The following is a 23,266-nucleotide window of genomic DNA, read 5'->3' on the forward strand; positions in this document are numbered from 1 at the left end:
ACAGCTACAGTTATTAATCAATCGATCATCAATAATGATTCTAAAAGTGTAAAGCTTGATGAAACCTGTAAAGTTCTTCTTAGTGATACCCAGATATTAGCACATATTTTAAAATATGTCGTTGATGAATTGCGTGATTTTACGATTGAGGAAATCCAGGAAATCATTCCAGCTAATATTAATCATGAACCGGTATTTCCAGGCAATCGAGTAGTTAAAACCAGTAATAATGAATCAATCATTCCTGGAAAAGGAATACTAAGATTTGATGTCCATTTTGAACTTGATGTTCCTAAAAGAAATAAACAGAAAGCTTGTAAGCTGCAGATCAATATCGAAGCTCAAAACAGTATCTATAATGATTATAAGATAGTAACAAGAGGGATTGCTTATACAAGTAGACTGATATCTAAGCAGTTTAAAACAGTAATTGATGGTGATAATTATCAAAAGATGCAAAAGACATATTCAATCTGGTTAATGCCTCAAGCACCGTTAAAATATGATGGAACGATCAGGATATATAGTCTACAAGAAAAAGTGGAATCAGGAATACCGTTAAAAGAAAAAGAAGCCTATGATAAGATCAAGATAGCAACGATCTATACAAGCAGCAAACATGAAATAAGCCAAAAGTATGAAGAGAATGATGAATTATTAAGAGTAGTGATGTTACTGTTTGGAATGAGCGGAAGAAGTGTTCAAGAGATAAGGGGAATCTTAGAAAAAGAATATGGTTTTAAAATGAGTGATAAACTAAAGAAAGGAGTTGAAAATATGTGTAACTTAGCGCAAGGATTAATAATTGAAAATAGAACAGCTGGAAGAATGGAAGGTAAAGCCGAAGAAAAATATGAGATATTAATAAATCTGTTAGAACAAACCGATATTTCATTAAAGAAGATAATGAAGATAGTAGGATTGGTAAAAAAAGAAGAAGTTAAGGAAATGACAGATAGATTAGTAGAAGATTTAACTTTAAAAGAAGGTTATATAAATGGAAAACCAACTACTATAACAATAGAAAGAATAATTAATGAAAAAAGGGAACTAGTTTAATAAAACATTAGGACTAGTTCCCTTTTGATAATAAGATTAATGAGATTTTTGTCTTCTTCTAACTAGTTCGATAATTAAACCAATCGCTAAAAATGAAACAGCAGTATATAACCCTAAATTAGATTCATCACCTGTTTTAACAGCAGTATTTGCTGGCTGTTTTTCTTGGCTTGAAACATTTTGGTCAGGAGTGCTAGGTGTTTGAGTTCCAGTTTGACTATTATCTGGATTAGTGACTGTTACTTTACAAGTTGCTTGAATTTGACCGTCACTAACAGTAATTGTAGCTACTCCAGGATTGATGGCTGTAATAACATTATTATTGATGCTGACAACGTTATTGTTATCGCTTGAGAATGTTAATGTTTTATAACCATCGTAAGTTACATTTAATGTTTGGTTTTCACCAGGTTTAAGTGCTATTTCTGTTTTATCTAAAGTTAATGAATGTTGATAAGTTTCACCAGCAACTTCTACTACATTTACATCACCAGATACTTCGTTAGCGATAATTAACATTGGTTTATTAGTTGGACTATCCTTAGCGCTAACAGTACATAGTCCTTCTGGTGATACTGAACCACTAATATCATCGCTAAAATCTCTTAAATTAAGATAATCAACATAAGTAGGGTTTGTAGGATCGCTAACATCATACATCATAACGCCACCGATTCTTTCTAAACCAATAAATGCCATTACTTTACCATCAATAATCATTGTTTTAATATCTTCTGGTTCAGGTCCTTTTTTACCACTTCGATCTTCAAATGAGATATCATCATTTGAACAGTTGAAGTATTCAGGTAATAATTTAGCAGTAATTTCTTCAAATTCACCATTACTGTCACTTACCATTGTCATTGTTGAAGCATCAATGATAGAAAAAGAACGGCCACCAAATAAATATTTTTTAGATAAGTCATCAAAACCATCATAATCATCAGTATTTAAAGTTACAATTTTACTTTTTGATTCTCCATATTTTTCTTCAACTTCGTTAATGTAATCACCCCATTCACGGCTATCACCTTCATTAGCGGTTAATAAGTATGTTTTACCGTCAACTTCATATGAAGAAATACCATCAGGCATATAAATTCCTAAGAATTCATCAGTATTTGTAATATTAATTGCATCATCTTTTTTATAAAGATCAACTTTGTTATCACCGCTGCTATAATCTTTAAAACCTAAAGAATCAACTCTAGTTACTTGTTTAGTAGTTAAATCAATTGTTGCAATTGAATTAGCTTCTTGTAAAGTAACATAAGCAGTTAAACTATCATTAGAAATAGTAATATATTCTGGTTCAAAATCTACAGATGGTGCTGTATCTTTTTTTATAATGACATTATCAGCAACTAAAGCAGCACGACTTTCAGCGCTATCAAAAGCTGTAAAATCAATATCATAACTTTGATTAGTATTTGTATCTAAAGCTGTTATTGATCCTTTAGGATCGACTGTGCCATCTTCATATCCTTGACGTGGCTCTCCTTCATTAGCAGTTAAAATTAAAGAACCGTCAGGAGAATAAGTAATCATATCTGGTTGAATACCGGCTTCATGAATACTGATTAGTTGCCCATTGGCATCAAATCTAGCAATATAACCATTTTTATCATAATCTTTATGTTGGATAGCAATGGCAATTTCTTTACCATCAGGACTAACATCAACACTAGTAATATCGCCACCATCATTTATTCCAATTGATTCAAGAGTAACTGTTTTTGTTGTTTCTAAAGTAGTATTACTGTTTGAATTGACATTGTTTAAATTAACAATATGGACAGATTGTGTTTTACCAGAAACTAAATACATAGTTTGATTATATTTGTTGTATTTAACAATCTCAGCAACACCACCATCGCCATCTGCACCAGCATTGGTATTGTAATTAGCAATTTCATGCATCGTATTATTAAAACTAGTACGATTATCTTGGGCATTTAATGCAGTCATTGTAGTTGAACTGATCATTGAAAGAGTTAATAGCCCAGTAAGTATTTTTGTTTTTTTCATATCGTTCTCCTTTTTTATTTTTGCATTTTTTATTATATAAATTGTTTTATTTATAACTATCCAGTTAATGTAATCGGTTTATGAATTTTGTGTAAAATTTTTTTATTTATTTAGTAACTTTGCGAATTCTTTAGATAATCTATAGATATTGTGGTAGTAAAGAAAAGGTGGTTTTGTAAAATGAATGCAGGAGGAAGAAATTATGCTTAATAAAATAAAATTGGAAATTAGTTGTGTGCATTGTTTACAAAGCAGCCAAAAAGAAATTTACCCTATTATTAATGGTGTAACTGATATAAAAGCGAAAAATAGTATAATGGACGAAGAGTTATTTTTATATTACTGTCCTCATTGTGGTCATTATCAAAAGATTTTATATGAGTGTGTTTATTATGATCCGGAATTGAAATATGTTTTAGTATTAAGTCAAAATAGTCAAAAATTATTGAAGAAAATTGAACTTGATTTAACAGATTATGAGATACGCTTTGTATCTGATTTAAAGGAAATGAAAGAAAAAATTATTATTAAGGAAAAAGATTTAGATGATCGTATTATTGAAATTATGAAACATGATATTAGAACATCTTTAACAAGTAAAGCTAGTTATGATTTAGTGTTAGAAAATAATAATGGATTAGAATTTGTACTGCTTTATCCTGATAATGAAGTGATTAAAACATTTACATTTAGCAAAGAAAAATATCAAGAATATAAAAAACAATTTCATGATTTGTTGAATGAAACATATAATGTTGATGAGATGTTTGCTGCTAAAGTAATCTATAATAAACATAAACTATTTGATTATCATTAATAGGTAAAATAATAAGGATATATAAATTTAGATAAAAAGTCTAATAAATAATTAATTATTAGGGTGATAATATATTATCTGTGTTTTTTTGGAAAATGGGTTGACTTTAATAAAATATCAAGCTATCATATTGAGTAACATAACTTAAATACTTTGATAGGAACTAGTAGATAGATTGATCAAGCGTAGAGAGATCCTGGCTGGTGAAAAGGATTATTGGTTGTTTATTGAACTCATCCTTGAGTGGAGCGCTGAAATCAGTAGGTGGCTACGGAATGCAACCGTTATCTAGCAAGAGTATGAACTATATAATATAGCGTACTTAGTGAGGTTAATATCGTGAGATATTAATAAATTGAGGTGGAACCACGGGGTTATTATACTCTCGTCCTCAAAATGGCAATGTCATTTTGAGTGCGAGAGTTTTTTTATAAGTATTTAACAAAATTAATAGGAGGAAAACGGAAATGATGAATTATCAAAAGTATAAGAGATTTGAACCAATCAACTTTAAAGAACGTACTTGGCCTGATAAAGTTATTGAAAAAGCGCCAACATGGGTTTCTGTCGATTTACGTGATGGTAATCAAGCATTGATTACACCAATGAAAATCGAAGAAAAAGTGGAAATGTTTCAACTCTTAGTTGATATGGGATTTAAAGAAATTGAAGTTGGTTTTCCATCTTCAAGTCAAATAGAATACGATTTTTTAAGAATTTTAATTGAAGAAAATTTAATCCCTGATGATGTAACTGTTCAAGTGTTAACACAAGCCCGTGAACATTTGATTAGAAAAACATTTGAATCATTAAAAGGGTTAAAAAGAGCAATTGTTCATGTTTATAATTCAACATCAGTATTACAAAGAGATGTCGTCTTCAATAAAGATAAAGAAGAAATCAAAAAAATTGCTGTTGATGGGGTTAAATTAGTTAAAGAATTAAGTAAAGAATTCGATGGGGAAGTAATTCTTGAATATTCACCTGAAAGTTTTACTGGAACTGAATTAGAATATGCTATGGAAGTTTGTGAAGCAGTTATGGATGAATGGGGAGCAAGTAAAGATAAAAAAGTAATTATTAATTTACCATCAACTGTTGAAATGACAACACCTAATGTTTATGCCGATCAAATTGAATGGATGTCAACACATTTTAAAGATCGTGAACGTGTAATTTTATCATTGCATACTCATAACGATCGTGGAGAAGGAGTAGCTGCTACTGAACTTGGTATTATGGCTGGTGCTGACCGTGTTGAAGGAACATTATTTGGAAATGGTGAAAGAACTGGAAACTTAGATATCGTAGTTGTAGCATTAAATATGTTTACTCAAGGTATTGATCCTAAACTTGATTTAAGTAATATTAATAATATTAAACATGTTTATGAAAAAGTTACTAAAATGCAAATTCCACCACGTCAGCCATATGCTGGTCAATTAGTATTCACTGCTTTTTCTGGAAGTCATCAAGATGCTATTAATAAAGGAATGCATGCGATGCAAGAAAGAAATAATCCAATTTGGGAAGTACCATATTTACCAATTGATCCAAGTGATATTGGTAGACAATACGAACCGATTGTTCGAATTAATTCACAATCAGGTAAAGGTGGCGTAGCTTATGTAATGGAAAGTATGTATGGATTCCATTTACCAAAAGGATTACAAGTTGATTTTTCTAAGATTATTCAAGATATTAGTGAAGAAGAAGGGGAAGTATCACCAGAAAGAGTCTATGATACATTTATTGAACAATATGTTGATATAGAAGAACCTTATCGCTTTGTTAAACAAAGATTGATTGATATAAGTGACGAAGACAGTGTTTATGAACGTCGTGCAGAAATTACAATTGAAGTTAATGGTGAAATTAAAGAATTGACGGGACTTGGAAATGGTCCAATTGATGCTGTTAAAAATGCCTTGAATTCATTACCTGGACAATATTCACATCTATTAGATTATAGCGAACATGCTTTAACTTCAGGTTCTAGCTCAAAAGCAGCAGCTTATGTATACTTAAGAGCTAAGGGAAGCGCTAAGCAAGAATATGGGGTAGGTATTCATCCAAATATTACAACAGCAACAATTAAAGCAATCATTTCTGCAATGAATCGTTTACACCGAGCGCTAAAGTAAATGAAAGGAGCGGAATATGAATCGTTTAGTATTATCGTTATTAGTAGAAAATAATCCAGGAGTTTTAAGTCGTGTTGCTGGATTATTCAGTCGCCGTGGTTATAGTATTCAAAGTTTAAGTGTTGGTGAAACTAATCAGCCGAATATTTCTCGAATGACGATTGTTGCCTGCGGTGATGATTTGATTTTAAATCAAATTGAAAAGCAGCTTAGTAAATTAGTAGAAGTAATTGATATCTTCCCGCTTAAACCAGAAGAATCAGTTTATCGGGAATTAGTTTTAATTAAAGTAGAGGCAAATGAACAACAGCGTTCTTCGCTGGTTTCAATTGCTGATATCTTTAGAGCACGGATTATTGATGTGGCACCGACTTCATTAGTAATCGAGGCAACAGGAAATCAATCAAAAATTGATGGCTTGCTTGCCATGTTAGAAGGGTTCAATGTCGTTGAGATCGTAAGAACTGGATTATCAGGAATCAAACGTGGTCTTGGCGAAATTGATATAAAAAGTCATAAAAATTAGAATAGGGGGATAAGAAAGATGGCTAAAATTTTTTATGAATCTGATTGTGATTTATCTTTATTAGATGGTAAAACTGTCGCAATTATTGGGTATGGTTCTCAAGGACATGCTCATGCATTAAACTTAAAAGAATCTGGTGTTAATGTAATCATTGGATTATATGAAGGTTCTAAATCTTGGAAAAGAGCAGAAGAACAAGGATTTGAAGTATATACTTCAGCTGAAGCTGCTAAAAAAGCAGACATCATCATGATTTTAATTAATGATGAATTACAAGCTAAATTATACAAAGAATCAATTGAACCTAATCTAGAAGAAGGTAACATGTTAATGTTTGCTCATGGTTTCAATATTCATTTTGGACAAATTGTTCCACCTAAAAATGTTGACATAACTATGATTGCTCCAAAAGCACCTGGGCATACAGTACGTAGTGAATACCAAGCAGGTAAAGGGACACCTTGTTTAGTTGCTGTTGAACAGGATGCAACTGGAAGAGCTCAAGATATCGCTTTAGCTTATGGTCTTGCAATTGGTGGTGCTCGTGCAGGTATTTTGGAAACAACATTTAGAACAGAAACTGAAACAGATTTATTTGGTGAACAAGCTGTATTATGTGGTGGGGTTTGTGCATTAATGCAAGCTGGTTTTGAAACATTAGTAGAAGCTGGATATGATCCTAGAAATGCTTATTTTGAATGTATCCATGAAATGAAATTAATCGTTGATTTAATCTATCAATCAGGATTCTCTGGTATGAGATATTCAATTTCAAATACAGCTGAATATGGTGATTATATTACTGGACCAAAAATTGTCACAGAAGATACTAAAAAAGCTATGAAACAAATTTTAAAAGATATTCAAGATGGAACATTTGCTAAAGATTTCTTATTAGATATGTCTGAAGCTGGTGGACAAGCTCACTTTAAAGCAATGAGAAAATTAGCTAAAGAACATCAATCTGAAAAAGTTGGGGAAGAAATTAGAAAATTATATTCTTGGTCAGATGAAGATAAATTAATCAATAACTAAGATTAAATAAACAACACACTTTTGTGTGTTGTAATTAGGGAGTTATTAAACTCCTTAATTACAACCTACAAAGGTAATAAATAAGGGGGATATAAATAATGGCAATGACAATGACGCAAAAAATATTGGCTGATCATGCTGGTATGGATTCAGTTGTGGCCGGTCAATTGATAGAAGCAAAATTGGATGTGGTTATGGCTAATGATATTACAGGGCCAATGGCATTACCAATTTTTAGACAAATGGCTGATAAAGTATTTGATAAAGATAAGGTTGTATTAGTGCCAGATCACTTTACACCTAATAAAGATATTAAATCAGCTGAAAACTCTAAAGCTATTTTAGATTTTTCTAACGAACAAGAATTAACATATCATATGGAACAAGGAAAATGTGGGGTAGAACATGCTATTTTACCAGAAATGGGAATTGTTGTCGCTGGTGAGTGTATTATTGGAGCTGATTCTCATACTTGTTCATATGGGGCTTTAGGTGCTTTTTCAACTGGAGTTGGAACTACTGATATTGCTACTGGAATGGCAACTGGTGAGTTATGGTTTAAAGTACCAGAAGCAATTAAATTTGTTTTAACTGGTAAACCAACTAAATACGTCAGTGGTAAAGATATTATTTTGCATATAATTAATGAAATTGGTGTTGATGGGGCTTTATATAAATCAATGGAATTTGTTGGTGATGGTATTCAATATTTAACAATGGATGATCGTTTTACAATTTGTAATATGGCTATTGAAGCTGGGGCTAAAAATGGTATTTTCCCAGTTGATGATCAAACAATTGCTTATATGAAAGAACATTCAAAAAAAGAATATAAAATTTATGAAGCTGATCCAGATGCACCTTATGAAAAGGTCATTGAAATAGATTTAAGTAAAGTTCGTCCAACAGTCGCATTTCCACATTTACCTGGAAATGGGCATACAATTGATGAAATCGAAACTATGGAACCAATTTATATTGATCAAGTAGTAATTGGTTCATGTACTAATGGACGAATTAGTGATTTAAGAAAAGCAGCAGCGATATTAAAAGGTAAAAAGGTTGCTAAAAACGTTCGAGTTATGGTTGTTCCAGCTACACAAAAAATCTTTTTACAATGTATTGTTGAAGGTTTAGCAGAAATTTTTGTAGAAGCTGGATGTGCTTTTAATACTCCTAGCTGTGGACCATGTATGGGTGGTCATATGGGAGTTATGGCTAAAGGTGAAAAGTGTGTTTCTACAACAAATCGTAACTTCGTAGGAAGAATGGGTGATACAGAAGCTTTAATTTATTTGGCTTCACCAGAAGTAGCAGCAGCAAGTGCGATTGTTGGATATATCGCAAATCCAGAAAAGGTGGGTGAGTAATAATGAAAATATATAAATATGGTGATAACGTTGATACTGATGTAATTATTCCAGCGCGATATCTAAATTCATTTGATGCTAAAGAATTAGCAACTCACGCAATGGTTGATATTGATCCTGATTTTGCAAACACAGTTGAACAAGGTGATATTATTGTTGCTGGACAAAATTTTGGTTGCGGTTCATCAAGAGAACATGCTCCACTTTGTTTAAAAACAGCTGGTGTAAAATGTATTATTGCTAAAAGTTTTGCTCGAATCTTTTATCGTAATTCAATTAATATTGGTTTTCCAATTATGGAATGTCCAGAGGCTGTAGATGGTATTGAACAAGGGGATGAAGTAACTGTAGATTTTGGTAGTGGAGTTATAACAAATGTTACTAAAGGAAAGTCTTATCAAAGTCAGCCATTCCCTGAATTTTTACAAAAAATGATTGCAGCTGATGGTTTGGTTAATTACGTTAATGCAAAAAGAGGTAAATAAATGGAAAAGAATATTGCGGTAATCAAAGGTGATGGGATTGGACCAGAAATTGTAAATGAAGCAATTAAAGTTTTAGATGCCATTGCTAATAAATATAATCATAAATTTAATTACACTAATATTTTAATGGGTGGTGCTTCAATTGATGAATATGGGGTTCCTTTAACTGATGAAGCATTACAAATTGCTAAAGATAGCGATAGCGTATTATTAGGATCAATCGGTGGTGATACTAATACATCACCATGGTATAAATTAGAACCTAATCTACGTCCTGAAGCAGGATTATTAAAAATTCGTAAAGAATTAGGATTATTTGCTAATTTAAGACCAGCTATTTTATATGACGAGCTAAAAGGAGCTTGTCCATTAAAAGAAGAATTAACTGCTGGTGGTTTTGATATGATGATCATGCGTGAACTAACAGGTGGTTTATATTTTGGTAAACGTTCGACTGAAGATGAAAATGGAGAACTAGTAGCGCGTGATTCAATGAGTTATAGCGAAACTGAAATTAGAAGAATTGCTAAAAGAGCATTCGATATTGCAATGAAAAGAAATAAAAAAGTTACTAGTGTTGATAAAGCTAATGTTTTAGATACTTCAAGATTATGGCGTAAGGTAGTTGGAGAAGTAGCTAAAGATTATCCAGAAGTAACTTTAGAAAATATGTTAGTTGATAACTGCGCAATGCAGTTGGTCAAAGATCCTAAACAATTTGATGTTATCTTAACTGAAAATATGTTTGGTGATATTTTAAGTGATGAAGCAAGTATGGTAACTGGATCAATTGGTATGTTATCAAGTGCTTCACTTAGAGAAGATAAATTTGGAATGTACGAACCTAGTCATGGCAGTGCCCCAGATATTGCTGGTAAAGATTTAGCTAATCCGATTGCTACTATTTTATCAGCAGCGATGATGCTTCGTTATTCTTTTGATTTAGATAAGGAAGCTGATGCAATAGAAATGGCGATTGAAAAAGTCTTAAAACAAGGATATCGTACTAGTGATATTATGTCTGAAGGAAAGACATTAGTTGGAACAAAAGAAATGGGTAACTTAATCGTTGCCAATATTTAAAGGGGGAATTTAAATGCGTAGTGATAATGTAAAAAGTGGAAGTGAAAGAGCACCACATCGTTCATTATTCAATGCTTTAGGATATACTGATGAAGAATTACAACGTCCATTAATTGGGGTAGTAAATTCATATAATGAAATTGTACCTGGGCATATGAATCTTGATAAAATTGCTGAAGCAGTTAAAAAAGGAGTATATTTAGCTGGTGGGGTACCAGTTGAGATTCCAGCTATTGCTGTTTGTGATGGAATCGCAATGAATCATACGGGGATGAAATATTCATTAGTGACTCGTGAATTAATCGCAGATAGTACTGAATCTTTAGCAATGGCTCATCAATTTGATGGTTTAGTTATGATACCAAACTGTGATAAAAACGTGCCTGGGTTATTAATGGCTGCGGCTCGTTTAAATATTCCTACTGTCTTTGTATCAGGAGGTCCAATGCTTGCTGGACGAAGAGTTGATGGTAAACAAACTTGCTTATCTTCATTGTTTGAAGCAGTAGGACAGTTTAATGCTGGTACAATTAGTGAAGAAAAATTACATGAAATTGAACAAAAAGCTTGTCCAACATGTGGATCATGTTCAGGAATGTATACGGCTAATTCAATGAACTGTTTAACAGAAGTTTTAGGAATGGGCTTAAAAGGGAATGGAACAATTCCTGCTGTTTTCTCTGAAAGAATTCGTTTAGCTAAACACGCTGGAATGCAGGTAATGGAATGTATTAAAAAGAATATTAGACCACGTGATATCATGACTAAAGAAGCTTTTTATAATGCTTTAACAATTGATATGGCACTTGGATGTTCAACAAACTCAATGCTTCACTTACCAGCAATTGCTCATGAAGCAGGAGTAGAATTGAATTTAGAAATTGCTAATGAAATTAGTAAGAAAACACCTAATTTATGCCATTTAGCACCTGCTGGTGATACATTTATGGAAGATTTAAATGATGCTGGTGGTGTTTATGCGGTAATGAATGAAATCAACAAATTAGGTTTATTGCATACTGATATTATGACTGTTACTGGAAAAACTGTTGGTGAAAATATTGAAGGATGTGTTAATTTAAATCCAGAAATAATTCGTCCAGTGGAAAATCCATATTCACCTTATGGTGGAATTGCAGTTTTAAAAGGAAATATTGCACCAAATGGTGCTGTTGTAAAACAATCAGCAGTAGCTAAAGAAATGATGGTTCATAGTGGGCCAGCACGTGTTTTTGATAGTGAAGATGATGCTATTGCAGCAATTAGAGCTGGAAAAATTGTAAAAGGTGATGTTGTTGTAATTCGTTATGAAGGGCCAAAAGGTGGACCGGGAATGCGAGAAATGCTTTCACCAACAAGTGAAATTGCGGGAATGGGCTTAGATAAAGATGTTGCTTTAATTACTGATGGTCGTTTCTCTGGAGCTACTCGTGGTGCTTCAATTGGTCATGTTTCACCAGAAGCTGCATCAGGTGGTCCAATTGCCTTAGTAGAAGAAGGAGATATCATTGATATAGATATTTTAGAACATTCTATCAATGTTCGTTTAAGTGACGAAGAATTAGCTAAACGTAAAGCTAAATGGCAACCTAGAGAACCAAAAATTACTAAAGGATATTTAGTAAGATATGCTTCAATGGTTACTTCAGCTGATCGTGGTGCTGTTCTAGAAGTAAAACCAACTAAGTAGAGATAAGGAGGATAGGATAATGTTATTGACAGGTTCGCAAATTGTTGCTGAATGTTTAATCGAACAAGGTGTAGATACAGTTTTCGGTTATCCAGGGGGAACAATTTTAAATGTATATGATGCGTTATATGAATATAAAGATAGAATTAATCATATTCTAACTTCCCATGAACAAGGGGCGGCCCATGCTGCTGATGGTTATGCCCGTGCAACTGGTAAAGTTGGAGTGTGTTTAGCAACTTCAGGACCTGGAGCTACAAATTTAGTTACTGGAATTGCTACGGCATATATGGATTCTTCACCAGTAGTAGCAATTACAGCTAACGTTGCCGTATCTCTACTAGGTCGTGATAGTTTTCAGGAAATTGATATTACTGGTGTGACAATACCGATAACTAAACATAATTTTATTGTTAAAAATATTAAAGATTTAGCACCAACAATTAGAAAAGCATTTCAAATTGCTAAAGAAGGTCGACCTGGGCCAGTATTAGTAGATATTACTAAAGATGTTACAGCGGCTACAATTGATTTTGAACCACAAGTACCGGAAAAAATTGAGCCACGTAAATATACTTATGGTAATCAAGAATTAGATCAAGCAATCAAAATGATTGAAGAAAGTGAAAAACCATACATTTTTGTTGGTGGTGGTGTAATTACTAGCGGTGCTGCTGCACAAGTCAAAGAATTTGCTGAAAAAATCGATGCTCCTGTTACTGATTCATTAATGGGTAAAGGTGCATTTGATACTACTAGACCTCGTTATACTGGTATGTTAGGCATGCATGGAACTAAAACATCAAACTTTGGTGTCAGCAAATGTGATTTACTAATTGTAGTAGGAGCTCGTTTCTCTGATCGAGTTACTGGTGATACAGCGTCTTTTGCTAAAAATGCTAAAATTATTCACATTGATGTTGATGCTGCTGAAATCAATAAAAATGTAGTTGTTGATTTAGGAATTGTTGGGGATGCTAAAAGCGTATTAACTGAATTAAATGCTAAATTGACAAGACAAAGTCATCCACAATGGTTAAAAGAAATCAGAGATCTAAAAGAACAGTATCCATTAAGCTATGATGATAATGGGTTGACAGGTCCTTATGTAATTGAACAAATTGATTACTTAACTAACAGCGAAGCTATCATTTGTACAGATGTTGGTCAACATCAAATGTGGGCTGCTCAATATTATCGTTTTAGAAGACCGCGTCAATTTATTTCTTCAGGTGGTGCTGGAACTATGGGATTTGGATTAGGTGCCGCTATGGGAGCTAAGTTAGGAAATCCTGACAAAACAGTATTCAATATTGCTGGCGATGGCTGCTTTAGAATGAATATGAATGAATTAGCAACTTTAAGTCGTTATAATATCCCAGTTATTCAAGTAGTTATGAATAATCATGTATTAGGAATGGTTCGTCAATGGCAAACTTTATTCTATGGAAAACGTTATTCAAATACTATCCTTACTGATAAAGTTGATTTTTGCAAAGTTGCTGAAGGATTGGGATGCAAAGCTATTAAAGTTACTACTAAAGAAGAAGTTGCTCCAGCTATTAAAGAAGCAATGGAATATAATGGACCAGTAGTAATTGAATGTATTATAGATCAAGATGATAAAGTATTCCCAATGGTTGCTCCAGGAGCACCAATTGCTAAAGCATTCGATGCATCTGATTTGAAAAATAAATAATTATTAAGTGCTTCAGATAAATATTCTGAAGTACTTTTTTTCTTAAATACATTCTTAGTTAGTTTAGTACGTTTTCGACAAATCATATTTAACTTTTAAATAAATTGAGCTATTATAAAAGCAATTGTCAGTTAATTTTATAAATGTCTTTTTTACAGTACAATTATTGTTTATTAATAATCATTATAATTTATAAAATGATGAGGAGACATGAAATGAAAATAGCAATTTTAGATGATGAAATTTATTATTGCAATAAAATAGAAAAATTAATTCACGAAAACAAATTATTAGAAACATGTACAATAGACAAATACACCAAACCTATTGATTTTATTAACCGTACTAAACATTACGATATATTATTCTTGGATATTGATATGCCAGAAATAGATGGTATTGCCCTATCTAAACAGTTACGCTTTGATAATATAATAATAATCTTTATAACTAGTATTAAAGATCGTATGGCTGAAGCTTTTGGAATTAATGTTGCTGGATATATCTTTAAAAATCAACTAGAGGAAGAAATAAATCGTGTTTTAAAAGAAACATTCAAGTTAGTACGTCAAAATCAAAAGATAAAAATTATTACTAAAAAAGAAATGTATTACTTTAATCCTATGAATGTTTTATATATTGAGTATCTTCAAAAACATGTTATAGTTCATTTAATAGATGGAAAAGAAGATATTGGATATGTCCCTTTAAAAGAAATATTCCCCCTTTTACCAATTCAATTTATCCAAGTAAATAAAAATCAAATCATTAATATCGATAATGTCTGTAAAATGAAAGGCAACATCATAACATTAAATCATACTGGCGAAGAAATAGAAGTAAGTCGTAGGAAGAAAGAATATGTTTTTGAATTAATAATGAAAGTGATGAAAAGAATATGATTAATTTTTTAATTGAGTACATTTATTCTTTAATGTATGTTATTGGCTTAACGTTTATAATTTCTTTAGTGATTCCCAATGTTAGAAAACAAAATACAGTCAAATTAATGATTTCAGCAATAATTTATGCCATTGTTGTAAATATTGTTACATACTCTACTGCTGATTTTGCAAGCTGGTTTATCATTGGTAATCTTATTTGTATGGCAACAGACTTCATCTATTGTGGTTTTATCACTAATCAGTATAAGTTGAGTAATTTATTAGTGACGATTTTGTATTATAATATATTTTCTATGTGTTCTAGTTTGTTGGTAACAATAGCTATGTTGTTAAAGTCATCAAATTATTTATATGTTGCACTAGGTAATGTACGTGGATTGATTGTGGCTATAATAAATTTATTTTCAATATTTATTAGTTATAATATTTTTAAAAATAAACAATTTATTTTTGATCATTTATCAACATTATACTTAACATTATATACATTAACTAATATTACTGAGTTAACTATTATATTATTGTTAAATACTATACTTTCTGATATCAATAATATTTTAGTTATGATAGCGATTATTTTAATGTCACTTTTATTAATATTAGTTAATTATTTTATGATATCTTCGTCAGAAAATTTTATTGAAAAGGGAAAATTAGAATTATTGGAGAATTCTTATAGTATAACTAAACAGTATCTAGAAGATTTAAGTCATGAACAGTTAGAATTAAATAAATTTAAACATGATTTTAGTAATCATTTAAATGTATTAAATGGGCTAGTAAATAATGATTCGCTAGAGGCTAAAAAATATTTAACTAAATTAAATGAGAATTTAAAAGAAATTAAACAGGTAGTTTTTAGTGGTAATAGTGTAGTGGATTCAATTATTAATTTTAAGATTAATTTAAATCCTGATATAAATTTTGAAACAAATTTAATGGTAAAAAAAGAGATTAATATTCCTGAAAATAAATTAAGTAGTTTATTGTTTAATTTGATTGATAATGCTATTGCGGCAGCTAGAGATACTAATGATAAAACGGTAACGATTAAAATAATAAGTAAAAATGATATGTTATTAATTGAAATTAGTAATTCGGCTAATAAAGAACCAAATTTCATAACTACTAAAGGTAAAGGTCATGGTAATGGTATGATGATTATTAAAGAGATTGTTTCTTCACTAGGTGGAATGATTAATTATAAATATAATCAAAATTTAGTATCATTTAGGATAATAATTAGTGAATAAAAATAACTATAAAATAACCGTTGAATCCTAAAAACTTACCGTTCAATCTCTTATTATTAAATAATGTCGAAAATTGTAATATAATTTAAGCAGGTGAAATCATGGAAAATATAAGTAGTAAAATAACAAGCTATCTGTTAGAGGGTAAGCTAGTAACTGATGATGAATTTGATGAAATACGTTTTGGGATAGAGTTGGTTATTACACAAAGTATATTATTAATTATTATATTCACTATCGGTTTACTGTTGGGGAAATTATTAGAAACTATTGTTTTTCTAGTTGTAATGGTTTCTTTAAGAACGTTGGTGGATGGATACCATGCAGATAGTTTTATTAAATGTATGATAATTACCACAAGTGCTTATATATTATGCATGTTAGTTTATGAACATTTAAATATTTATATTTTGATTATTTTGATGTTATATGCCGCTAAAACGTTTTTCTTTCAGAAATCTAGTTTACTAAAGAAAAATATTTTTAGAAGCCAATTATTGTTTATTGTATATTTACTATTAATAGTTATTAGCTATCCAAAATCCATGATTTCATACTTAATAGGTTTTGCTATTTTTATGACTGGGGTAAGTATGGAGGTGAAAAAATACAATGACAAAAGAAAAAGTCTGTCTAGTGGTGAAAAAAATCGCTAAGAAATACGAAAATAATTATTCACCATGCGGTTTTTATAAACCAAGAAGAAAAACTAAATAACAATTAAATAACAATTGAATAAAGATTATAAAAACGGGTAATTATAATAGAGTTAAATTATATGGGTTATAAAAAATGGTAAATGAGTGTACATCATTTATCATTTTTATTTTGTTTAAAATATAATAAATGATATACTTATTAAAGAAGTATATTAACAAAAGGGGTGTAGGTATTTATGTCAAGAACAGTTAAAATTGTTGAATGTAGTCGTGATCCAGCTATTATCGATGAACAGATAAGAAACATTCTAGCAAACGATGGCTATAAATTAATCAATTATAATGATGAAATGGTCTGGAAGATGGGAACTGGTCTTATGACAGCTATGCATTATATTAAATTTGAGTTTAGTGATAATGTATTATGTATTTCTGGCTGGGTTCAGGGTGGAACTGGTAGTGTAGTAGGCGGTAAGGAACATGATTTAACTGGTTTTACGGCTGCCATTCCTAAAAAATCAGTAGCTAAAACAATGGCTAAAATTGAAGCAGTAGCCACACAATAATTAATGTTTTTAAAAGGAGATATCTGGAGTGATTAAAGAAATTGTAAAAGACCAGTTTCAGTTAAGTCAAAAATCAACTATTGCTACTAAAGAAGATTTGGATGTAATTACAGATCTCTTAGATACAATTAAAGCTAACCACGATCATTGTGTGGGAATGGCTGCTAATATGATCGGAGCAAATAAAAGAATAATCGTTGTTAATGATAATAATAAATATATAATAATGATTAATCCTGAAGTTCTTAAATTTTCTGGTAAATTATATGAAACTGAAGAAGGCTGTTTATCACATATAGGGGTTAAAAAAACAAAGCGTTATGAAAAAGTTAAAGTAAGTTATTTTGACGAGGATTTCAAAAAGAAAATTAAAACCTATCAAGGATTTACAGCTCAGATTATTCAACATGAAATTGATCATTGTAATGGTATACTAATTTAATAATGGCATGATAAAAGGAGCAAGGGTTTGCTCCTTTTAATCTATTCGATCTAATAATTCATAAGCTCTATCTCTAGTTAGTTGTCTTTTAACTGATAAGTATTCAACAGGACCCAAAGTTCCTGAGCCATATTCTTCTCTAGCTTCGGTTGCCTGGTTTTCAGCACCTTGAGACCATTCTTCTTGTTCTTTATTAAAAGCTTCGATTTCATTTTTATTCATTTGTTCTTTTAGAATATCAATGATTTCATTCATTTTGTTTGACCATTGTTCTAAAGCATTACTAGCAGCTTCACGTATTTCAGCCATTGACATTGCTTGTTGATCTTGGGCTTCAAGTTCTTGTTCTAAAGCATCCATTTCTGCTTTTAATGTAGCTTTATCTTTGGTGTTGTTTTTCTTAGCAGTATTTTTATTATTGCTATTTTCATTTTTAAATAAATCATCAGTTAATTCTTGCCAGTTTAAATCAACAGTTTCATCATCCCCAGAAGTTTTATAAGTTACTAATTGTCCTAAGAAATTAAGTTTGTTAAAAGTTATTGTTTCTTCACCACCATAATAAGTACGAACACGAACTAAGTTATCGCTGCAATAAGTCATACTTTCACGATCACCAAATAAGAAACTTTCTGGAGCAGCTTTTAGATTTAATCCGTTATAAGTCCATAAATCACAAATTTCAATTTCACCAGCACCCATATCAACACCGATAAACATTTCTGAAATACCATCATGATTAATATCTTGATAACAATAATATAGCTTCATATTTTCATTATATCTTGCTTGTAAGCCAGATAATTGAACACGATATTCAGTTTCGTTTGGTGTCTCGAATTTATCTTGCCAAGAATTATAATAAGCTTCTAAAATAGGAAGATAAATATTCGTATTGACTGATTTTTTATTAGATAATATTAATTCAATTTTATATTCCAAATTACTAACTGTTTGTTGTTGATAATTAGAATCTAAGTTAGTTTTACCAGTAATTTTTAATAATACATCACTAACTTGATCAGTAAAATTAAAGTATTCATAATTAGTTTCTTTAACGATAGCAGCATCGCTGGTTAGACCAATGTTTTTAAAAGCATCTGCTGTTTCATTGTCTTGAGCTGTTGAAAGTGAAGCAGATTCATGTTTATATAATTGTTTAGCTAGTTTGTTTTCTTTATATTGTAAAATAAATGTTTCATGACTATAACCATTACCATAATTATACATTAGACCGTAAAGAGTACCACAAATATAAATTTGATCATCGTGTTCCTGGATGAAAATTCCGGTATTTTCTAAATCACCAATTCCAAGTGTAAATTGTTCTAAGGTTAAACTATCGCTTAATGAAACATTACCATCACTTTCTTCATAAATATTAATCGTGATTTGATTTCTTGTATAATCAAAATCAGCAACCTGGTTATCTAATGTTAATACTAATAGCTCATCTTGATCGTCGTTATCAAAATCCATAATTCTTGAAGTTAAAACTCCAGCTAAATCATGGATACTATCAATTTTAAAAGTATCGTATGGGTTAGTAATATGTACATAACTAGCTTTGTAATTTCCTTCACTAACTTGACCGATATCAGGAATTAAAACATCTTGAACATAAGTTGCTAAAGAATATTTTATTTTTATAGTTTCATCATCAGTGTTTTCATCTGCCTTTTTTAAGATTTCAACAACTTTAGGATAATCATTTTGAGACATATAAAGATTTGATAGCTTTTGATATGGTTCAACTTGTTTAGGATCAATATCAATAGCTTGTAAATAAGCATCTTCAGCTTTTTGATAATCCATATCCTCAATATAAGTATCTGCATCTTCTAAAGCTAAGTCATAATTACTTTTTTTAGGTTCTTGATTAATGAAAATAAAATAAATAGCTAAAGCAACAGCGATAACAACTACCACAATTCCTACAATCATAAAAATACGATTCTTTTTTATGTTTTCAATTTTAGAGGATTCGATTTTACTACCACATTGACTACAATAAAGAGCACCATCTTTATTATCAAAACCGCATTTCTTACATTTCATTTAAACGCCTTCTTTCTATGAAATTACTTATTTAACCTAAAGAATAATATACCATATAATTACTTAAAAATACATATTGTTAAATAAAAAGCCAGAAACTAAGTTCTGGCAATATCTACAAACTAAATATCTAAACTATTTAAAATATCTTTTAAAGCTTTAGCACTAGCTTGTAATTTTTCATTTTCTTCATTATTTAAATGAATATCAACAACTTTTTCAACTCCGTTTTGACCAACGACAGTTGGAATGCTTAAACATAATCCCTCTAAACCAAATTCACCTTGCATTAAGCTAGATACAGGTAATACAGCATGTTCATCTTTAACGATAGCTTCAACAATTCTTTTTACTGCAACAGCTACACCGTAATAAGTAGCCCCTTTACGTTCGATGATTTCATAAGCACTATCACGAACTTCTTGAGCTAATCTTTCCATTGCTTCTTCATGTTGGAAATGTCCTCTTAATTCACAGAAGTGATTAATATGAATACCACCAACAGAAGCTCCAGACCAAACAGCTAATTCACTGTCACCATGTTCACCAATAATATAAGCATGAATATTACGAGGATCTACTTGTAAATGACGACCTAATACATATTTTAATCTTGCTGTATCTAGAACCGTACCAGATCCAATTACACGATTAGCAGGGAAACCTGATAATTTTAAAGTTACTTCAGTTAGAATATCAACCGGGTTAGAAACTACTAAAATTATTCCTTCACAATTTCTACTAGTAATTTCTGGAATTATACTTTTGAAAATATTAACATTTTTCTTTACTAAATCTAATCTAGTTTCATTTGGTTTTTGATTTGCGCCAGCTGTAATAACAATAATACCAGCATCAACAATATCATCATAAGTTCCCGCATAGATTTTCATTGGTGTTAAATAAGCACTACCATGACTTAAATCCATTGCTTCCCCTTCAGCTCTTTCTTTATTTGCATCTATTAAAACCATTTCTGAAAATAAACCTGTCTGAATTAAACTAAATGCTGATGTTGATCCAACAAACCCACATCCGATTACTGCAATTTTTTGCATATTTACCATAATAATTTCCTCCTCTTGTTACTTTCAGTATACCGTTTTTTTAAATAAATACAAATTTAATGCCCTTATTTTTTTGTATATTAATTTTTATTGATTGAATCAATGTTTTTTTATTTAGCGATGTATCAAATAAAAAAAGATAAACCTGATTATAAGTTTATCTGTGTTCTTCTATAAAGTTTTCTAAATATTGCGTACTATATTCAAAGTCATAATAACACTCTTCTAATTCAATTAATTCAGTTAGTGAATAGAACTCGTTTTTTAGAATTGGTTCTAATAGAACAATGCTAACTGAAGTATCATCATTTTTACCACCAATACTAAATAAAACATCATTTTTGTTATTCAAAACAAGACTAAACTTATTAGGAATGTTGAATTTTGATTCTTTAACAATATAAAATTGATAATTACTATATTTTTTAGCGAGATTCAACATTCTTTTAAGTATTAGTATTACTTCATTTTTAGAAAACGGTTTATAAAACTGGTTAGGTATTTCACTGACACGACCGGTTTTATAAAATGATTTTAATCCTGATTTTGTAAAATAAAAAACAAATTTCTTTCCTTCTTTGATATGGGTTAATTGTTTGTTTATGTATGTAAGTAAAAAATCGGCGATAAATTGTAAATATTCTTGAGGACCGGTATATTTTTCTTGAATGATATAGCGATCTAAATTAGGAACAATACATGGTTCAAAGGAAAAAGAACGAATATCATTGACGGCATTTGGATTACTAAAATCATATGATTGAACATAATAATTGACAATATCTACTACTGATGTAATGTTTTTACAAAATGGGTCAGCCTTATTAAAACTATTATCGAATTGTTTAGATAAATAATCATTAATATCTTTTTCTAATAGAATTCCTGATGTTAAATCGGTATTAATTAATAAAGTGTAAGTATCACTAGAAATTAGATAAGGAAAAGAAAAAGGATTTTCGATCATAAGTGATAAATCGCTATATTGATATCTAATATTACAATTATCTAAAAATATAATCGGTAATAGATTTTCAAATTGTTTAATATTATCAAGCTGATTAGCGTCAGTAGTAGAAATTTTGATTAGCAATTCCATTGATAATAAACTATTTGATTTTAAATTATCAAAAATAATTTTAAAAATCTCATTGCTTTTAGGTAAATATACTTTAATTTTATGACTTTTTGATTGTTTGGCTTGATTAATTAAATAACGAACAATCATAACTAATTCATCTTTATTAGTTGCAAAGTTACTAACACTATCAAATGTATAATCAATATTAAAATCATAATCGCTAACATCTTTAGGGTAACTAATATTTTCGATTATTTGTTTAATTGATTTAAGACATTCATATTTATGATAACCTACTTTTTCGATTTTATAGACATTATACAAGTGCTCTCGCTGCTGCTTGGATAATGTTAATTTATCAGCAATTTTTTCGATGTTGGCATAACTGCTAGGAAAACGATCACCAGAAATATATTTTTGTAAGACAGTACGATTTATATTAGTTTCTTCAGCTAGTTTTTTGATACTATATGAAGAATTTTTTATTAAATAATCTAATAAAACTGAAAATTCTACTTTATCCATTGTCATATCTCCCACAAATTATTTGATTTAATATTTTAATGCTTTCGTCATGTTTAAAACAATACTCCTCAATTTCAAATAACAAATCTAGTAATAAAAAATCATGACAAATAGTATTTTCATATATTGTTATACTAAAAGTATCGAAGAAAAATACTAATGAATTTTGATTGGTAATAATTGTTAAGTTGTTTGGAAAACTTATTTTATTATTGTTGAAAACATGAATATTATAATAATGGTTTTCGATAATATTATTTAATATTTTTTTATAGTTGTTTTTATTGGTTAGATATTTATCTTGTTTTAGTGTATTATTGAAATCTTTAATAGAAAAAAATAAAGATATTTTATTTGTTTGTTGATCAATCAAAGCTAACTGTTTTGATGTAAACAAAAAATGAATAAAAAATGGTGTATAGCTAAAGATTTGATATTTAGCATTTGGATAATTAAAAAGTGAATTTAAATAGTCAATTGTGTTGTTTGATTTATAAAATAATTGTTTTGAAAATTTGCTTTTTTTATTAAATTCATTCTTTAGATATTTTTGATCATCATCTGCTAACATACCGAGTGAATAATCACTATTAATAAGTAAAACATAATTTCTAGAACTGATAGTATATGGGAATATACTATAAAAGTTTGTGTTATCAATTTTACTATACATGTATTTAATGGTTCATTTTATTTTAGAAGATGCTCTTAAAACTACCAAAAAAGTTCAAATACTCATGAATAGTGATAATGATTTATCTGATATTATATACT

20 protein-coding genes and 1 other annotated feature are annotated in these 23,266 nt (G+C 30.0%); of the genes, 15 read left to right on the forward strand and 5 right to left on the reverse strand.

Annotation, left to right across the window (positions count from 1 at the left end):
• The coding region (locus B5E92_RS15535) for a hypothetical protein (RefSeq protein ID WP_087302516.1) at positions 1 to 1,059 on the forward strand (1,059 nt) is incomplete at its 5' end.
• Positions 1,060 to 1,095: 36 nt separating this feature from the next.
• Here the strand turns inward: B5E92_RS15535 and B5E92_RS12020 are convergent.
• Positions 1,096 to 3,087 (reverse strand): choice-of-anchor I family protein, encoded by a 1,992-nt coding sequence (locus B5E92_RS12020; protein ID WP_087302518.1) that lies wholly within the window; start codon positions 3,085 to 3,087, stop codon positions 1,096 to 1,098.
• Between the two features lie 202 nt (positions 3,088 to 3,289).
• Between B5E92_RS12020 and B5E92_RS12025 the strand changes: the two genes are divergently transcribed.
• The 14 genes from B5E92_RS12025 to B5E92_RS12090 all read left to right on the forward strand — a co-directional run bounded on the left by B5E92_RS12025 (position 3,290) and on the right by B5E92_RS12090 (position 17,761).
• Positions 3,290 to 3,904 carry a CpXC domain-containing protein gene (locus B5E92_RS12025; protein WP_087302520.1) on the forward strand — a complete coding sequence of 205 codons (615 nt, stop codon included), beginning with the start codon at positions 3,290 to 3,292 and terminating at the stop codon, positions 3,902 to 3,904.
• Between the two features lie 144 nt (positions 3,905 to 4,048).
• Positions 4,049 to 4,300 (forward strand) — a binding site (T-box leader).
• Positions 4,301 to 4,371: 71 nt separating this feature from the next.
• The gene (leuA, locus tag B5E92_RS12030; RefSeq protein WP_087302522.1) at positions 4,372 to 6,048 is read left to right on the forward strand and encodes a 2-isopropylmalate synthase; all 1,677 of its coding nucleotides are present in this window, start codon (positions 4,372 to 4,374) and stop codon (positions 6,046 to 6,048) included.
• A gap of 16 nt (positions 6,049 to 6,064) precedes the next feature.
• Positions 6,065 to 6,574 carry an acetolactate synthase small subunit gene (gene ilvN, locus B5E92_RS12035; RefSeq protein ID WP_087302524.1) on the forward strand — a complete coding sequence of 170 codons (510 nt, stop codon included), beginning with the start codon at positions 6,065 to 6,067 and terminating at the stop codon, positions 6,572 to 6,574.
• An 18-nt stretch (positions 6,575 to 6,592) separates the two neighbouring features.
• Entirely contained in the window at positions 6,593 to 7,609 is a 1,017-nt protein-coding gene (gene ilvC, locus B5E92_RS12040; protein WP_087302526.1) for a ketol-acid reductoisomerase, read from the forward strand.
• A 98-nt stretch (positions 7,610 to 7,707) separates the two neighbouring features.
• Positions 7,708 to 8,979 (forward strand): 3-isopropylmalate dehydratase large subunit, encoded by a 1,272-nt coding sequence (leuC, locus tag B5E92_RS12045; RefSeq protein ID WP_087302529.1) that lies wholly within the window; start codon positions 7,708 to 7,710, stop codon positions 8,977 to 8,979.
• 2 nt (positions 8,980 to 8,981) lie between these two features.
• Entirely contained in the window at positions 8,982 to 9,464 is a 483-nt protein-coding gene (gene leuD, locus B5E92_RS12050; RefSeq protein ID WP_087302531.1) for a 3-isopropylmalate dehydratase small subunit, read from the forward strand.
• Positions 9,465 to 10,547, forward strand: coding sequence for a 3-isopropylmalate dehydrogenase (gene leuB / locus B5E92_RS12055; RefSeq protein WP_087302533.1), 1,083 nt, complete (start codon positions 9,465 to 9,467; stop codon positions 10,545 to 10,547).
• A gap of 13 nt (positions 10,548 to 10,560) precedes the next feature.
• Entirely contained in the window at positions 10,561 to 12,237 is a 1,677-nt protein-coding gene (gene ilvD, locus B5E92_RS12060) for a dihydroxy-acid dehydratase (RefSeq protein WP_087302535.1), read from the forward strand.
• Positions 12,238 to 12,256: 19 nt separating this feature from the next.
• Positions 12,257 to 13,936, forward strand: a complete 1,680-nt coding sequence (gene ilvB, locus B5E92_RS12065; RefSeq protein WP_087302537.1) for a biosynthetic-type acetolactate synthase large subunit — start codon at positions 12,257 to 12,259, stop codon at positions 13,934 to 13,936.
• A 215-nt stretch (positions 13,937 to 14,151) separates the two neighbouring features.
• On the forward strand, positions 14,152 to 14,838 hold the full coding sequence (locus B5E92_RS12070; RefSeq protein WP_158095230.1) for a LytTR family DNA-binding domain-containing protein: 687 nt from the start codon (positions 14,152 to 14,154) through the stop codon (positions 14,836 to 14,838).
• Positions 14,835 to 16,094, forward strand: a complete 1,260-nt coding sequence (locus B5E92_RS12075; protein WP_087302541.1) for a sensor histidine kinase — start codon at positions 14,835 to 14,837, stop codon at positions 16,092 to 16,094. Before B5E92_RS12070 ends, B5E92_RS12075 begins: the two co-directional genes overlap by 4 nt.
• A gap of 101 nt (positions 16,095 to 16,195) precedes the next feature.
• The gene (locus tag B5E92_RS12080) at positions 16,196 to 16,750 is read left to right on the forward strand and encodes an accessory gene regulator B family protein (RefSeq protein ID WP_087302543.1); all 555 of its coding nucleotides are present in this window, start codon (positions 16,196 to 16,198) and stop codon (positions 16,748 to 16,750) included.
• A gap of 239 nt (positions 16,751 to 16,989) precedes the next feature.
• Complete coding sequence (locus tag B5E92_RS12085) at positions 16,990 to 17,319, forward strand: hypothetical protein (RefSeq protein WP_087302545.1); 330 nt, start codon at positions 16,990 to 16,992, stop codon at positions 17,317 to 17,319.
• A 28-nt stretch (positions 17,320 to 17,347) separates the two neighbouring features.
• Positions 17,348 to 17,761, forward strand: coding sequence for a peptide deformylase (locus B5E92_RS12090; protein WP_087302547.1), 414 nt, complete (start codon positions 17,348 to 17,350; stop codon positions 17,759 to 17,761).
• A 36-nt stretch (positions 17,762 to 17,797) separates the two neighbouring features.
• Here B5E92_RS12090 and B5E92_RS12095 read toward each other — a convergent pair whose 3' ends face one another.
• The 4 genes from B5E92_RS12095 to B5E92_RS12110 all read right to left on the reverse strand — a co-directional run bounded on the left by B5E92_RS12095 (position 17,798) and on the right by B5E92_RS12110 (position 23,165).
• Positions 17,798 to 19,819 (reverse strand): lysozyme inhibitor LprI family protein, encoded by a 2,022-nt coding sequence (locus B5E92_RS12095; protein ID WP_087302549.1) that lies wholly within the window; start codon positions 19,817 to 19,819, stop codon positions 17,798 to 17,800.
• A 122-nt stretch (positions 19,820 to 19,941) separates the two neighbouring features.
• On the reverse strand, positions 19,942 to 20,886 hold the full coding sequence (locus B5E92_RS12100) for an L-lactate dehydrogenase (RefSeq protein ID WP_087302551.1): 945 nt from the start codon (positions 20,884 to 20,886) through the stop codon (positions 19,942 to 19,944).
• Between the two features lie 157 nt (positions 20,887 to 21,043).
• A complete protein-coding gene (locus B5E92_RS12105) occupies positions 21,044 to 22,492 on the reverse strand; it encodes a helix-turn-helix transcriptional regulator (RefSeq protein ID WP_087302553.1) in 1,449 nt (482 codons plus the stop codon).
• On the reverse strand, positions 22,485 to 23,165 hold the full coding sequence (locus tag B5E92_RS12110) for a hypothetical protein (RefSeq protein ID WP_087302555.1): 681 nt from the start codon (positions 23,163 to 23,165) through the stop codon (positions 22,485 to 22,487). Before B5E92_RS12110 ends, B5E92_RS12105 begins: the two co-directional genes overlap by 8 nt.
• Positions 23,166 to 23,266 lie beyond the last annotated feature (101 nt).

Origin of the sequence: Erysipelatoclostridium sp. An15 (assembly GCF_002160675.1) — a bacterium.
In the GTDB taxonomy this organism is placed as follows: Bacteria; Bacillota_I; Bacilli_A; order Erysipelotrichales; family Coprobacillaceae; genus Thomasclavelia; species Thomasclavelia merdavium.

Excerpts from the sequence above, each read along its gene's own strand:
- B5E92_RS12075 (WP_087302541.1), top strand. The coding sequence starts at position 14,835 with ATGATTAATTTTTTAATTGAGTACATTTATTCTTTAATGTATGTTATT.
- leuB (WP_087302533.1), top strand. The coding sequence starts at position 9,465 with ATGGAAAAGAATATTGCGGTAATCAAAGGTGATGGGATTGGACCAGAA.
- B5E92_RS12105 (WP_087302553.1), bottom strand. The coding sequence starts at position 22,492 with ATGGATAAAGTAGAATTTTCAGTTTTATTAGATTATTTAATAAAAAAT.
- B5E92_RS12095 (WP_087302549.1), bottom strand. The coding sequence starts at position 19,819 with ATGAAATGTAAGAAATGCGGTTTTGATAATAAAGATGGTGCTCTTTAT.
- leuD (WP_087302531.1), top strand. The coding sequence starts at position 8,982 with ATGAAAATATATAAATATGGTGATAACGTTGATACTGATGTAATTATT.
- B5E92_RS12020 (WP_087302518.1), bottom strand. The coding sequence starts at position 3,087 with ATGAAAAAAACAAAAATACTTACTGGGCTATTAACTCTTTCAATGATC.
- leuA (WP_087302522.1), top strand. The coding sequence starts at position 4,372 with ATGATGAATTATCAAAAGTATAAGAGATTTGAACCAATCAACTTTAAA.
- ilvN (WP_087302524.1), top strand. The coding sequence starts at position 6,065 with ATGAATCGTTTAGTATTATCGTTATTAGTAGAAAATAATCCAGGAGTT.
- B5E92_RS12100 (WP_087302551.1), bottom strand. The coding sequence starts at position 20,886 with ATGGTAAATATGCAAAAAATTGCAGTAATCGGATGTGGGTTTGTTGGA.
- ilvD (WP_087302535.1), top strand. The coding sequence starts at position 10,561 with ATGCGTAGTGATAATGTAAAAAGTGGAAGTGAAAGAGCACCACATCGT.
- ilvB (WP_087302537.1), top strand. The coding sequence starts at position 12,257 with ATGTTATTGACAGGTTCGCAAATTGTTGCTGAATGTTTAATCGAACAA.
- B5E92_RS12070 (WP_158095230.1), top strand. The coding sequence starts at position 14,152 with ATGAAAATAGCAATTTTAGATGATGAAATTTATTATTGCAATAAAATA.
- B5E92_RS12025 (WP_087302520.1), top strand. The coding sequence starts at position 3,290 with ATGCTTAATAAAATAAAATTGGAAATTAGTTGTGTGCATTGTTTACAA.
- B5E92_RS12110 (WP_087302555.1), bottom strand. The coding sequence starts at position 23,165 with ATGTATAGTAAAATTGATAACACAAACTTTTATAGTATATTCCCATAT.
- leuC (WP_087302529.1), top strand. The coding sequence starts at position 7,708 with ATGGCAATGACAATGACGCAAAAAATATTGGCTGATCATGCTGGTATG.
- B5E92_RS12080 (WP_087302543.1), top strand. The coding sequence starts at position 16,196 with ATGGAAAATATAAGTAGTAAAATAACAAGCTATCTGTTAGAGGGTAAG.
- B5E92_RS12085 (WP_087302545.1), top strand. The coding sequence starts at position 16,990 with ATGTCAAGAACAGTTAAAATTGTTGAATGTAGTCGTGATCCAGCTATT.
- ilvC (WP_087302526.1), top strand. The coding sequence starts at position 6,593 with ATGGCTAAAATTTTTTATGAATCTGATTGTGATTTATCTTTATTAGAT.